Annotated in this window: 10 protein-coding genes and 4 tRNA genes; 2 read left to right on the forward strand and 12 right to left on the reverse strand. The window is 65.8% G+C overall.

Annotation, left to right across the window (positions count from 1 at the left end):
- Positions 1-8: 8 nt before the first annotated feature.
- The gene (gene sciP, locus C7455_RS03820; protein WP_109665577.1) at positions 9-284 is read right to left on the reverse strand and encodes a CtrA inhibitor SciP; all 276 of its coding nucleotides are present in this window, start codon (positions 282-284) and stop codon (positions 9-11) included.
- A 149-nt stretch (positions 285-433) separates the two neighbouring features.
- Here sciP and mnmA point away from each other — a divergent pair, with 149 nt between their 5' ends.
- On the forward strand, positions 434-1,576 hold the full coding sequence (gene mnmA / locus C7455_RS03825) for a tRNA 2-thiouridine(34) synthase MnmA (protein WP_109665580.1): 1,143 nt from the start codon (positions 434-436) through the stop codon (positions 1,574-1,576).
- 85 nt (positions 1,577-1,661) lie between these two features.
- On the opposite strand, the gene C7455_RS03830 is transcribed toward mnmA, so the two are convergent.
- Together C7455_RS03830 and C7455_RS03835 are read right to left on the reverse strand one after the other, a co-directional pair.
- Complete coding sequence (locus tag C7455_RS03830) at positions 1,662-2,378, reverse strand: hypothetical protein (protein WP_146199915.1); 717 nt, start codon at positions 2,376-2,378, stop codon at positions 1,662-1,664.
- A gap of 61 nt (positions 2,379-2,439) precedes the next feature.
- Positions 2,440-2,516, reverse strand: a tRNA-Asp gene (locus C7455_RS03835).
- Positions 2,517-2,646: 130 nt separating this feature from the next.
- On the opposite strand from C7455_RS03835, the gene C7455_RS03840 reads away from it, so the two are divergent.
- Positions 2,647-4,503, forward strand: a complete 1,857-nt coding sequence (locus tag C7455_RS03840) for a leucine-rich repeat domain-containing protein (RefSeq protein ID WP_146199916.1) — start codon at positions 2,647-2,649, stop codon at positions 4,501-4,503.
- Positions 4,504-4,555: 52 nt separating this feature from the next.
- Here C7455_RS03840 and C7455_RS03845 read toward each other — a convergent pair.
- From C7455_RS03845 to lon, 9 genes are all read right to left on the reverse strand, one after another.
- A tRNA-Asp gene (locus C7455_RS03845) sits at positions 4,556-4,632 on the reverse strand.
- Between the two features lie 69 nt (positions 4,633-4,701).
- The gene (locus tag C7455_RS03850; RefSeq protein WP_109665589.1) at positions 4,702-5,661 is read right to left on the reverse strand and encodes a DMT family transporter; all 960 of its coding nucleotides are present in this window, start codon (positions 5,659-5,661) and stop codon (positions 4,702-4,704) included.
- Positions 5,658-6,113, reverse strand: coding sequence for a GNAT family N-acetyltransferase (locus tag C7455_RS20575; RefSeq protein WP_109665591.1), 456 nt, complete (start codon positions 6,111-6,113; stop codon positions 5,658-5,660). The genes C7455_RS03850 and C7455_RS20575 overlap by 4 nt, the downstream gene beginning before the upstream one ends.
- A gap of 167 nt (positions 6,114-6,280) precedes the next feature.
- Positions 6,281-7,636, reverse strand: a complete 1,356-nt coding sequence (locus tag C7455_RS03860) for a methyl-accepting chemotaxis protein (RefSeq protein ID WP_109665593.1) — start codon at positions 7,634-7,636, stop codon at positions 6,281-6,283.
- A 158-nt stretch (positions 7,637-7,794) separates the two neighbouring features.
- Positions 7,795-7,870, reverse strand: a tRNA-Val gene (locus tag C7455_RS03865).
- A 98-nt stretch (positions 7,871-7,968) separates the two neighbouring features.
- A tRNA-Val gene (locus C7455_RS03870) sits at positions 7,969-8,043 on the reverse strand.
- A 17-nt stretch (positions 8,044-8,060) separates the two neighbouring features.
- Positions 8,061-8,594, reverse strand: a complete 534-nt coding sequence (locus C7455_RS03875) for an HU family DNA-binding protein (protein WP_109665595.1) — start codon at positions 8,592-8,594, stop codon at positions 8,061-8,063.
- A gap of 119 nt (positions 8,595-8,713) precedes the next feature.
- Positions 8,714-9,499, reverse strand: a complete 786-nt coding sequence (locus C7455_RS03880; RefSeq protein WP_109665598.1) for a polysaccharide deacetylase family protein — start codon at positions 9,497-9,499, stop codon at positions 8,714-8,716.
- Between the two features lie 214 nt (positions 9,500-9,713).
- Complete coding sequence (gene lon / locus C7455_RS03885; RefSeq protein WP_245904226.1) at positions 9,714-12,053, reverse strand: endopeptidase La; 2,340 nt, start codon at positions 12,051-12,053, stop codon at positions 9,714-9,716.
- Between the last annotated feature and the right edge of the window lie 62 nt (positions 12,054-12,115).

The following is a 12,115-nucleotide window of genomic DNA, read 5'->3' on the forward strand; positions in this document are numbered from 1 at the left end:
GCGGGATATCAATTGCGAAAGCGTTGCAGCGCCGTCGCCTTGAGCGCCCGGATGCCATGGCGCGCGACCGCACCGCGCCAGCTGTCAAGCTCTTCCACCGACAGGCCCCATATCTCCAGCGCCTCTTCGGCGGTGATCAGACCGCCATCCACGGCCTGCACCACGGCGGCCTTGCGGCTGGCGACCCAGCGCTGGGTCGCGGGTGCGGGAAGATCGGCGCGCGTCATCGTGCGCCCGTCAGGCAGGGTCACCGCATGGGGCCCCGGAATGCGTCGGATGTACATTGCTGGCCATCTCTCCTGTGGTCGTGCCAAGCGACACTTGCGCAGGCCCGGCTTAATTCGAGGTAAGCGCGGCGCTTGTGGATAGGCGCGATTTTCCTATATTCCCCACGAAACCCCCTGCCCGCCTGCTCCGACCAAAGGACGCCGCCATGGCCCTCGACCGGCCCGACACGCTCAATTCGCTCGGCTTCGCCAAGCCGCCTTCGCAGACCCGCGTGGTGGTCGCCATGTCGGGCGGGGTCGATTCGTCGGTCGTGGCCGCAGGGCTGGCCGAGGAAGGCTATGACGTTGTGGGCGTGACTCTCCAGCTGTACGACCATGGCGCGGCGCTGGCGAAAAAGGGCGCGTGCTGCGCGGGCCGCGACATCCATGATGCGCGGCGCGTGGCCGAAACCATGGGGTTCCCGCATTATGTGCTGGACTACGAGAACACATTCCGCGAGGCCGTGATCGACGAGTTCGCCGACAGCTATCTGGCGGGCGCCACGCCCGTGCCCTGCATCCGTTGCAACGAAAGGGTCAAGTTCAAGGATCTGCTGCAGACCGCGCGCGATCTGGACGCCGATTGCATGGCTACTGGTCATTACATCCAGCGCAAGACGGGCGCGCACGGGGCCGAGCTGCATTGCGCAACGGACGCCGCGCGCGACCAGTCCTATTTCCTCTTCTCGACCACGCAGGACCAGCTCGATTTCCTGCGCTTCCCTCTGGGCCATCTGGCGTCCAAGGCCGAGACGCGGGCACTTGCAGCAAAATACGGCCTGCCCGTCGCCGACAAACCCGACAGTCAGGACATCTGTTTCGTCCCCAATGGCGATTATGCCGCCGTGATCGAGAAACTGCGCCCGGGCGCTGCCGACCCCGGCGACATCGTGGATGCCAACGGGACCGTTCTGGGCCAGCACCGCGGCGTGATCCACTACACCATCGGGCAGCGCCGCGGCCTTGGCATCGGGGGCCTTGCCGACCCGCTTTACGTCGTCAAGCTCGACCCCGACACGCGGCAGGTCGTCGTCGGCCCAAAGGACATGCTCTCGACCCGCACCGTGCCCTTGCGCGAGATCAACTGGCTGGGCGACGTGCCGCTGACCTCGCGGGACGAGTGGGAGGTGGAGGTCAAGATCCGCTCCACCCGCCCGCCGCGCCCCGCGGTGATCCGCCCGCTGTCCCCCACCGAGGCCGAGGTGACGCTGCTTACCCCCGAGGAAGGCGTCAGCCCGGGGCAGGCTTGCGTCTTCTACCACACCGATGGCAGCCGGGTGCTGGGCGGCGGCTGGATCCACCGGGGCTGAGCCACCCCGTTTTTGCTTCGAAAATACTCCCGCCGGAGGCACAGGCGCGGGACCGTGCTCGATGCCCCGGTCCTTGGCTCCCCGCTCACATGCCGCCATTGAGCAGGTAGGACCGGAAGCGGATCACCTGATGGCTGAGCTGCAACTCGATCAAGCCGCGATCGAGCCGCATCACGCTGGTCTCAAGTCCGCCCCGCCCCTCCAGCCGGTATCCCTCGGCGCCATAGATCGGCGCATGGCCTGCCGGGGCTCCGCCCCGCAGGCTGGCGTCATCGTCCCGCGTGACCGAGGCGAAAAGCGCAAACACCGCCCCGCGCGCGGCGGCCTCCGGAATGATGGCGACGCGGCGGGTGTCATCCCATGTAATCATGCAAGCCAGCCGCGCCAGCCCGGTCTCGGGCCAGGCCACTGCATCGTCATTGGCGGGCTGGGTGGCCGCAAAGAGCGCAAAGACCTCGCGGTCCGAAAAGGCCGTCCCGCTTAGCCGGTCACGCGTGGCCAGGCCGTAGCGCGCGCAAGCTATGATCCCGCCTGCCACGGTGCTGCCCGGCAAAGGCGCGCCGAACCGCCCGGTCAGGGACCACAGGAAGGGATCGTCGCCGTGAAGCGTCTCGGGCAAGTCCGGCTGGTCGAGGGTAACCGGGCCAAGAACGGCCTCAAGCCGCGCGACAAAGCCCGCCCGGTCACGCCAAGGCTCGGCGGCCAAAGCCAATACAGCGGCGGGGTCGAGCGTCACCGGCCGTGTCTCTTGGGCAGCGGCGGGAGTGGCAATACAGGCAAGGGCGAGGACAAGGAAGCGCATGGCGAGCAAGCCTAGCGCAAGGCGCGGGCAGGTCCAGCGGGGCCAAGGATAAGAGAGAAAGTGGCGCGGTTGACGGGGCTCGAACCCGCGACCCCCGGCGTGACAGGCCGGTACTCTAACCAACTGAGCTACAACCGCGCGTGGTGGCGGAGGTAGCCGAGGGGGCGGATGCGGTCAAGCACGAAACGGCAGGCTTTGCCCCCAAGTTCGCGCTTGGCGCAGGCCGCCGGATGGCGGAGGATCGAGCGGAATTGGACCGGAGGCAGGGATGGGCGCGGCAGAAGACGCCTACGCGGCAGCATTGGAGGAGATCGCGCGGGTCAAGGCGGCGGGTGGGACGGAGCTTGACTTGAGCGAGGATCGGTTCGCTGCGCTAAACCGGTTGCCCCCCGAGTTAACGGAGCTAACCGCACTGCAATCGCTCAGGCTGGACGGCACAAGGATCGCCGACATTAGCCACCTCACGGGCCTCAACGAGCTTAAGGTTCTATGGCTCAACCACACGCAGGTAACCGACGTCACCCCCCTCGGGGACTTAACTGTGCTGAGGTCGCTCGATCTCAGTGACACTCAAGTAGCCGATATCTCTCCTCTAGCGGGCCTCATCGCGCTACAATCGCTCAGGTTGGCGGGCACTCCAGTCGCAGATTTTTCGCCCCTTTCGGGTCTCAAAGAGCTTCAAGCGCTCTCGCTCGAGAGCACGAAGATCGAAGATATCTCCCCCCTGTCCTGCCTCACCATGCTGCAAGTGCTCTTGCTTGATCGCACACAGGTCGCCGATATCTCCCCCCTTGCGAGCATCCCCGGTCTGCAATCGCTCTATCTGACCCGCAGTCAGGTCGCCGATATCTCTCCTCTGGCGGGCCTGAGCGCGCTGCAATCGCTCTGGCTTGACCGGACACAGATCGTCGACATTTCTCCCCTGGCAGGTCTCACCGCGCTGCAGTTGCTTGGGCTCAACAATACACTGGTCGCCGACGTCTCCCCCTTGTCTGGTCTCCCAGCACTGGAATCACTCGGGCTGGACGGCACTCAGGTCGCGGACATTACCCCCCTCGCGGGCCTAACTGCGCTGAACAGGCTCAAGCTTAGCGGCACACACGTCATCGACCTACGTCCCCTTCGTGACTTGGCCAAACTGGGAGAGTCCGAGACAGCCAACCTATGGTTCCATGACACCCCTGCCCTGCGCGATCCCGAGTTGGCGCGGCTGTCGGCGATCGAGGACGATCAGACGCGCACATCTCAGACACTGGCCTATCTGCGCACCCTGCCGCCCTGGCCGGAGCCCTTGCCGTATGGGGCCGAGCAGACCCGAACGGCAGCCCCTGCCCCGGACCCGGCCCTGCCCTTGCAGGTTGTGGACGGTGCGATTGACTTGCTGTCGGCGCCGCTGGAGCGGCCGGATGATGATCCGCTGCGCGCCGCCCTTTTCGACGAACTGGAGGAGCGGGTCAAAGATCTGATCCGCATCTCGGCCAATCAAGACGATGGCATCTACCGCGAGGCCTGTCGGTTGCGCGACCGCCTGCACGGCGGCCTCAGCGCGATGGAACCGGTGCGGGTGCATCTGTGCATCGAGACGTTGCGCCGGGCGCATCGGCAGCTTGCACCGATGGCGGACCGGGACATGGTGCAAACGCTGGCGGTCGTGCTGGATATCGGGCCCGGGCTGACGCTTGGCACACCCGAAGTCACCTTGCTGCTGGACCGGATCCGGGAAAACCAGCTGCTGCGCCGCGATCAGGCGGAGATCGAGGCGGAAACCCGGCTGGCCGAGGCGATTGCCGAAAGCCCGCTGGCGGCGCAGCAAGTGGCCTCCCTCGCGCGGGCGGCGGCGGATGGTGCGGTCGAGGATCAGTTCAGCGGCTTGCGAACGCCCTTGGTGCGCAACTGGTTGGTCATTCTGGCCACCAGCGGCATCATGCAGGCAAGCGTGCAGGGCGTTGTCGGCAATGCCAGCTATGAGGCCCTGAAATGGTTGGCGGCCAACGCGGATGACGCCCTGATCATCGCAAGGTTCTGGGGCGAACCGGTGATGTCGTGGCTGGTACCGATCCTCCACCGTGCGCGCGAGATGACGGAGGCGGGCCGACACCTTGCGGGCAAGGTCATGCGCTCGTGACAGGCCCACAGACGCTTCACCAGCCGCAAGGACGGTAGCGAAAAGGAAGAAGTGGCGCGGTTGACGGGGCTCGAACCCGCGACCCCCGGCGTGACAGGCCGGTACTCTAACCAACTGAGCTACAACCGCGCGTGAGGGGTGCTTTAGGTTCCCCAGTCCGGGCCGTCAAGCGCCCTTTCGCGCGGCCCGCCCGATTTCTCAGATCCGCCGGATCGGGCGCGCCGAAGCCAAGGTGCGGCCCTGCGCCCGCTCGCGCGCAAAGACGTAAAGCCCCGCCCCCGCGATCAGGACGATGCCGACCCAGACCGCCGCGCGCGGCACCTCGCCAAAGATCAGCCAGCCCCACAAGATGGCCAGCGGCAAGGCAGCATATTCATAAGACGCCACGACCGAGGCCGTGCCCAGCTTGTAGGCCATGCCCATGCAATAGCCGATCATCGCCGACATCACACCGATCAGCACGAAGACCGGTACATCCGCCGTCGCAGGCCAGACCCAGGCCCGCAGCAAGAACACCACCGAAGGATGCGTCGCCCCTTCGGCAAAACGACCATCGCCCGCGACGACATAAAACAGCGCCGAGAAGCCGAGGAAACTGGCCTGGATATAGACTGCCATGGCCGAGGCGGTCGACCGCGCCCCCAGCTTGCGGGTCAGCACCTGCATCCACGAATAACAGGCCGCCGCCGCCAGCGGCAAAAGCAGGCTCGCCCGCCCGATATCCCCCCAGTCGACGCCCGGCGCCATCATCACGGCCACCCCCGCCAACCCCACGACGATCGCGGTCAGCCGGTGACGGCCGACAGGCTCCCCCAGCACCGGGATGGCCAGAAGCGTGATGAACAGCGGCGCGACGAAGAACAGCGCCGTCGCGGCCGCCAGCGGCATCACCGCGAGCGCCGCGAAAAAGGTCATGTTCGAGATCATCACCAGCCCTGCGCGCAAGGCATGCAGCCCCGGCCGGTCGGTGCGCAACAGGGCCAGCCCGCCCTCGTGGTAGAGAAAGGCCATGCTGACCGTCAGCGCAACGACCGAGCGGAAGAACACCGTCTGGTGCAGCGGGTAATCGCCCGACAACATCTTGATCCCGCTGTCATTGACCGAGCCGCAAAACACCGCGACCAGAACGAAGAGGATCGCGCGGGCCTGCGGGCTCATCTGCGGGCTCTGCCCTTCGCTGGATCGGCAAGGCGGCGGCTGTCGGCCCATGTCACGCGCCGCGCCGGGACCACCGCCCCCAGCACCACATCCTCGAAGACCGGCCCCTCGTCCCCGCCCCAAGCGGCATAGACGGCGCGGGCGGAGGCATTGCCCTCCAGCACCTCGAGCCAGACCGGCTGCCCTTTCGCCGAGAGCGACACGGCCGCCAGCAACGCCCCGCCAATGCCACGGCCGCGCTGTCTCGCCGCGACGTGCAGCGCATCGACATGCACGCCCGAAGGGTCGGCAGGATCGAAGGCGACGAACCCACCAGCCCGGGCCCATCGAGCGCCACCAGCACCGACAGCGGGCCGTCCAGGGCGCCCGCGCCCCAGCGCTGCCGCATCGCCGCCTCGGTGGTGGCGCCCAGAACGCTGTCGGGCAGAAGGTCTGCATAATCCCGTCGCCAATTGGCAGCATGCAGCGCCCCGATGGCGGGCAGGTCAGCGGGAGTTGCGCGTCGGATCATCATGGCGTGCACCCTGCCCCGGCGCGCGCGCGGCGGCAATGGGTCTGCGCGACGGGCCATGACTGGTTGCGCGGTAATGACGGCCCCGCGCGCCTTGCCCCGCGCGCCTCAGCCGCGCGCGATCCGGCCCCACAAGGCAAGGGCTGCGCGCGGATCGACGCCGGGCCGCGCATCCACGACCTGAAAGGTCGACACCTCGGAGGTCAGGTTGTCCGAGGCTTCCGACAGCGCCCGCGCCGCCGAGGTGGTCTGCACCACCATATTCGCGTTTTCTTGCGTGACCCGGTCAAGCTGACCGACTGCCCCGTTGATTTGCGACAGCGTTGCCGATTGCGCCGCGATCTCGGCGGCGGTCCGCGCCATGGTTTCGGACAGATGCTCGATGCCCTGAAAGATGCCGCTCAGTTCGCGGCCGGCGTTGTTGACGAGTTCAACGCCATCGGCCACGTGGCGACCACTTTCATCGACCAGCTCTGCGATCTCGCGGGCGCTTTCCGAACTGCGTTGCGACAACTGCCGGACTTCCGAGGCAACCACCGCAAAGCCGCGCCCGGCAGGACCGGCGCGGGCCGCCTCGATCGCCGCGTTGAGCGCGAGAAGGTTGGTCTGCACCGCGATTGCGTCGATGGTGCTGACGATATGGGAAATACGGCCAGACGATTTCTGGATGCGGGTCATCGCCTCCATCACCTCTTCGACCAGCTTGCTGCTGCCGGTGGCCTTCTTGCGGGTCTCGGAGGCAATCCCGTCGGCGTGCTGCGCATCCTCGACCGCGCTTTTCACGGTCTGGGTCAGTTGCGCCACGGCGGCGGCGGTCTGACCAAGCGCCGAGGCCTGCGTGGCTGTCCGTTCGGACAGATCCGTGGACAGCGCGCCGATCGTGCCGCTGATGGTGCCGACCGTATCGGTCACAAGCGACAGCCGCCCGACCAGCGCACGCCAGCCCTCTGTGGTGCGATTGAACGCCTCGCCCAGAATCGCAAGATCCGGCAGATCACTGACCGCCAGCCGGCAGGTCAGGTCACCGTCGCGCAGCCGCTCCAGCCCATGGGCAAGGTCATCGATCACCTGACGCCGTTTGGTGACATCGGTCGCGATCTTGATGACGCGGCTCACCCTGCCCGCAGGGTCGAAGACGGGCGCATAGGTCGCCTGAATCCAGATCGTCTGGCCGGTCCGGGTGATGCGGGGGAATTGATCCGTAAAGCTCTGGCCTGAACGCAACTTGTCCCAGAATCGCACGTAGTCCGGGCTGCGCGCGTAATCTGGGGAGACGAACATCTTGTGATGCTGGCCCACGATCGCATCGGCCGTGTATCCAAGCGCCGCGAGGAAATTGGCGTTCGCCTGCAAGATGATCCCGTCCACGGTGAAGTGGATCACGGCCTGTGTTGCATCGACCATGCGCAACAAGGCGGACTGGGCTTCGTCGATCGCAGTTTCTGCTGGGGCGCTGTCGAGCATGATCGTGTCCTCAAAGAGCTGTTTGCTCAGACAACGCCGGACCGTCGGAAAATTTTAGGTCGCGGAGGCAGAACCTGCACGACTTCGCCCCGCACGGATCACGCAAGAGCGCTATGATCGAAGCGCCATGAGATCGGCGGGATCTGGAGACGGGGGATTGGTGGGTGGTGAGGGACTCGAACCCCCGACATCTTCGGTGTAAACGAAGCGCTCTACCAACTGAGCTAACCACCCGGGCGCGTGCCTGATAGCCGCTTGGGCCGTGACGGGCAAGCCCGTGACTGCGTGGCTGTGCAACGCTCAGGATCAGGGCAGAGACCGAGCAGGAAAGATGGTGGGTGATGAGGGATTTGAACCCCCGACATCTTCGATGTGAACGAAGCGCTCTACCACTGAGCTAATCACCCGCCGGGTGGATGGGTCTTTAGCCATCCTCATCCGGGTCTGCAAGGGGGCTTTCGTCGCCCTTGGACGCGCCCGAACCGGGGCGGCGCAGCTTGAGGGTCAGGATGCCGGGACCATCGGCATCTGGCTTGCGCCGCTTGACCGACAGCTTGCCAAGCGGCGGGAGGATCAGATCATCCGTGCGATCGAGCGCACGGCCCAGTTCCTCAAGCACCAGGTCGAGCACGAGTTTGGCATCGGATTTCTTGAGCGCAGTGCGCTCGGCCACCGCCTCGATCAGATCGGCACGCTTGAAGCGCGGGTCGGAGCCGCTCGCATCCGCGCCATCGGTCGTGGTCGCGGTCTCAGCCTTGGCCTTGGTCTTGGCGGCAGGGGCCGGTGCGGCGGTCTCGACCGCGCGCAGATGCGGGCGCGCGTCGGCAGGTGGGCTCGCCGCGGCTTCGGCGTTCGGGTCCGCCGCGGCGGCACGCTTGCCGCCTGCACGCCGCTTGGGACCGGCAGCGGTCGCCTTGGCGGTGGTGGTCTTGGATGGGGTCTTGCGGCTGGTCGCCATGCTGTCCTCCGTGCGGGCCGCGGCACTGTCGCAAGTCGCCCGATGTGATCCTCGGGCACCATGCTATCGAAGGTTGCAAGAGGGGGCCAGATCTTGTGGGCGGGTCTTGCGCGAAACCCTCAGCTCGCCCTTGCGGCCAGACGGATGCGGCGCTGGTTCCAGCGCGGCCAGCCAATCAGCTCGGACATGGTGACGAACTGATAGCCGCGCGCGAGAAGCGCGTCGAGCGTGGCGGGCATCGCGTTCACGGTGCCGCTCTGGATGTCATGGGCCAGAATCACCCCGCCGGGATGAGCGGCATTGACGATCCGGCTGGTGACGACAGATGCCCCCGGTCGTCGCCAATCCTGCGGGTCGACCGACCACAGCACAGTGGGCAGGTTGCGTTCCCGGTGCACCATCAGGCGCTGGCGCCCCGACAGATTCCCATAGGGCGGGCGCATGGTGACGGGCGGGCGGCCGACCGCATCGAACACGGCCTGCGTGGTCCTGTCCAACTCGGACAGGATGGCCGCATCGCCGAGGCCCGAAAGGCTGGGGTGCGACCATGTGTGATTGCCGATTTCATGACCGGCCAAGGCAATGCGGCGGGTGAGTTCGGGCTGGCGCACCACCCGCGACCCGATCACGTAAAAGGTGACCCGTATCTGGCGTGCCGCAAGGATATCAAGAAGTTGCGGGGTGAGGCTGGGGTGGGGGCCATCGTCGAAGGTCAGCGCCACCAGCGGCCGGGCGGTGCGCACGCGGGTAATCGTGGCCTGATCGCCATGGGTAATGTCACCGGGCAGCGTTATGAGTGGCTCGGTGCGCGATTGCTGCGCCGCAGCGGGACGCACCAGAAAGGGCGTGGCAAGCGCCGCACCGGCAGCCAGCAAGATACGCCGGCGGGAATGGCTTTGGGTCATGTCCTGCGATCCCTAAGGCGCGGTGATGGCGGCACCTTGCCGTCCGCGCCGGGCACCCGCAAGGGCGACTGCTTCCCAAAAGCCATCCGGGTTTCCAAGCGCGATTTGGTTGCAACAGACAAGGGGTGGGTGATCCGCGCCAGCGGCAGATCCTTGCAGCGCAAAGGCGCGCAGCAGATGCCGCGGCGCGCCTTTGCGGCAATGATGGCGTCGCTCAGTGCGCGACGGCCCCCTCGCCGCCGCGCTCGGCGGCACGAGAGGCTGCGGCGGCAGCTTCGGCTTCCTCGTCCCAATCCACTGGCTCGGGCTGGCGGGCCAGCGCGCGTTCCAGAACCTCGGACACATGGCTCACGGGGATGATCGTCAGGCCCTGTTTCACGTTATCGGGGATCTCCGTCAGGTCCTTTTCGTTTTCCTGCGGAATCATCACCGTGGTGATACCGCCCCGGAGCGCGGCCAGCAGCTTTTCCTTCAGCCCGCCGATGGGCAGCACATGGCCGCGCAGCGTGACCTCGCCGGTCATGGCGATGCCCTTCTTCACAGGGATCTGGGTCAGGACGGACACGATCGAGGTCACCATGGCGATGCCTGCAGACGGCCCGTCCTTGGGCGTGGCCCCCTCGGGCACGTGGACATGGATATCCCAACTGTCGAGCCGGGGCGGCTTGACCCCGATCTTGGGTGCGATGGACCGCACGTAGCTCGCGGCCGCGTCGATGGATTCCTTCATCACATCGCCAAGCTTGCCGGTGGTTTTCATCCGGCCCTTGCCGGGCAGGCGCAGCGCCTCGATCGACAGAAGGTCGCCGCCCACGCTGGTCCAGGCAAGTCCCGTCACGACACCCACCTGGTCATCGCGTTCGGCCAGACCGAACTTGAAGCGCCGCACGCCCAGCATCTCTTCGAGCTTGGCGGGCGTGACGATGACCTTGTCCGCCTGTTTCCGGACAATCATCGTCACCGCCTTGCGCGCCAGTTTGGCGATCTCGCGCTCGAGGTTCCGCACGCCTGCCTCGCGGGTGTAATAGCGGATGATGTCGGTCAGCGCCGCGTCGGTCAGCTCGAATTCGCGGGCGCGCAGCCCGTGGTTCTTCGTCTGCTTCTCGACGAGGTGATGCTTGGCGATCTCGCGCTTTTCATCCTCGGTGTAGCCCGCCAGCGGAATGATCTCCATCCGGTCCAAGAGCGGCCCTGGCATGTTGTAGGAGTTTGCCGTGGTCAGGAACATGACATTCGAGAGGTCGTATTCCACCTCGAGGTAGTGATCCATGAAGGTAGAGTTCTGTTCCGGGTCCAGCACCTCGAGCATGGCGCTGGCCGGGTCGCCCCGGAAATCCTGCCCCATCTTGTCGATCTCATCGAGCAAGATCAGCGGGTTGGTGGTCTTGGCCTTTTTCAGCGCCTGAATGATCTTGCCGGGCATGGAGCCAATGTAGGTCCGCCGGTGGCCACGGATTTCCGATTCGTCGCGCACACCGCCAAGGCTGATGCGGATGAATTCGCGCCCCGTGGCCTTGGCGACCGATTTGCCAAGCGACGTCTTGCCCACGCCCGGCGGGCCGACAAGGCACAGGATCGGGCCTTTCAGCTTTTGGCTGCGCGATTGCACGGCAAGGTATTCGACAATGCGTTCCTTGACTTTCTCAAGCCCGTAGTGGTCGGCATCAAGCACCGCCTCGGCGCGACCCAGATCCTTTTTCACGCGGGATTTCACGCCCCATGGGATCGACAGCATCCAGTCGAGGTAGTTGCGCACCACGGTAGCCTCGGCCGACATGGGCGACATGTTCTTGAGCTTCTTCAGTTCCGCCTCTGCCTTGTCGCGGGCTTCCTTTGACAGTTTCGTGCCCGCGATGCGATCTTCCAGCTCGGCCAGTTCGCCCGCGCCCTCCTCACCGTCGCCCAGTTCGCGCTGGATCGCTTTCATCTGCTCGTTGAGGTAGTATTCACGCTGCGTGCGCTCCATCTGGCTCTTCACGCGGCTCTTGATCTTCTTCTCGACCTGCAGCACCGACATTTCGCCCTGCATCAGGCCATAGACCTTTTCAAGCCGCACAGCCACGTCGAGGGTCTCCAGAAGCTCCTGCTTCTGGCCCACCTCGATGCCCAGATGGCCCGACACCAGATCGGCCAGCCTTGCGGGATCGGTCGCCTCGCTGACATTGGTCAGCGCATCCTCGGGGATGTTCTTTTTCACCTTCGCATATTTGGCGAATTCCTCGGCCACCGCGCCGACCATCGCCTGCACGGCCGCCGGATCGCCCTCAGTCTCGTCGAGCGGCGTCACGCGCGCCTCGAAGAAGCTGTCGGTTCCGGTAAAGGCCTCGATCCGCACGCGCGCGCGCCCCTCGACCAGCACCTTGACGGTGCCGTCGGGCAGCTTGAGCAGTTGCAGCACATTGGCCAGCACGCCGGTGCGGTAGATGCCTTCAGGCGTCGGGTCATCGACGGCGGGATCGATCTGCGAACTCAGCAGGATCTGCTTGTCGTCTTGCATCACCTCTTCGAGGGCGCGCACCGATTTCTCGCGGCCGACAAACAGCGGCACGATCATGTGCGGGAACACCACAATGTCGCGCAACGGCAGCACGGGATAGGTTTGTTGGGTCACTGGCT

Origin of the sequence: Roseicyclus mahoneyensis (assembly GCF_003148775.1) — a bacterium.
Taxonomy (GTDB): domain Bacteria; phylum Pseudomonadota; class Alphaproteobacteria; order Rhodobacterales; family Rhodobacteraceae; genus Roseicyclus; species Roseicyclus mahoneyensis.

What these genes read in the sequence shown, in the direction of transcription:
- sciP (WP_109665577.1), bottom strand. Translation starts at nt 284, where the DNA reads ATGTACATCCGACGCATTCCGGGGCCCCATGCGGTGACCCTGCCTGAC.
- mnmA (WP_109665580.1), top strand. Translation starts at nt 434, where the DNA reads ATGGCCCTCGACCGGCCCGACACGCTCAATTCGCTCGGCTTCGCCAAG.
- C7455_RS03830 (WP_146199915.1), bottom strand. Translation starts at nt 2,378, where the DNA reads ATGCGCTTCCTTGTCCTCGCCCTTGCCTGTATTGCCACTCCCGCCGCT.
- C7455_RS03840 (WP_146199916.1), top strand. Translation starts at nt 2,647, where the DNA reads ATGGGCGCGGCAGAAGACGCCTACGCGGCAGCATTGGAGGAGATCGCG.
- C7455_RS03850 (WP_109665589.1), bottom strand. Translation starts at nt 5,661, where the DNA reads ATGAGCCCGCAGGCCCGCGCGATCCTCTTCGTTCTGGTCGCGGTGTTT.
- C7455_RS03860 (WP_109665593.1), bottom strand. Translation starts at nt 7,636, where the DNA reads ATGCTCGACAGCGCCCCAGCAGAAACTGCGATCGACGAAGCCCAGTCC.
- C7455_RS03875 (WP_109665595.1), bottom strand. Translation starts at nt 8,594, where the DNA reads ATGGCGACCAGCCGCAAGACCCCATCCAAGACCACCACCGCCAAGGCG.
- C7455_RS03880 (WP_109665598.1), bottom strand. Translation starts at nt 9,499, where the DNA reads ATGACCCAAAGCCATTCCCGCCGGCGTATCTTGCTGGCTGCCGGTGCG.
- lon (WP_245904226.1), bottom strand. Translation starts at nt 12,053, where the DNA reads ATGATCGTGCCGCTGTTTGTCGGCCGCGAGAAATCGGTGCGCGCCCTC.